The sequence below is a fragment of the Psychrobacter sp. GW64-MNA-CIBAN-0177 genome (genome assembly GCF_040309585.1).
GTDB lineage: Bacteria > Pseudomonadota > Gammaproteobacteria > Pseudomonadales > Moraxellaceae > Psychrobacter > Psychrobacter okhotskensis.
In genome coordinates, this window is sequence record NZ_JBEOOY010000077.1 from 1 (window position 1) to 383 (window position 383).

General features: G+C 36.8%; 1 protein-coding gene. It reads right to left on the reverse strand.

The genetic code is table 11. The features are described from left to right. The coding region (locus AAEY79_RS14240; RefSeq protein WP_352288888.1) for a RepB family plasmid replication initiator protein at positions 1-383 on the reverse strand (383 nt) is incomplete at both ends.

Consider the following 383-nt stretch of genomic DNA (forward strand, 5'->3'; position numbering starts at 1 on the left):
GTACTTGACTGTTATGTCGGTATAATCATTAATCTGTTTGACAGCATGATCTAGTACTCTCGTTTTAAAATTACACATCTGCTTATATTGCTCAGGCTTAACGCCTAGTTTTTTACGCAAGTTATCAATCGTTATCTGGTTGGTTTTACCAACAGACTGCCATTGCATCATCAACTCATACAACCTGATTGCATATTCGCTTTGCAACTCACTAACCTGCTTTAGATCGTATTCTGTGTACTGCTCGGTTAGTCTCGTTATCAATGGTATAACGTCATCTGTAAACTGTAACTCAATCATTCCAGCCGCATTAATATACCTTATCTTTTGTACCCATCTGATAAAATTATTGGCATCTTTACCTGTCTGTTCGTGAATATCAT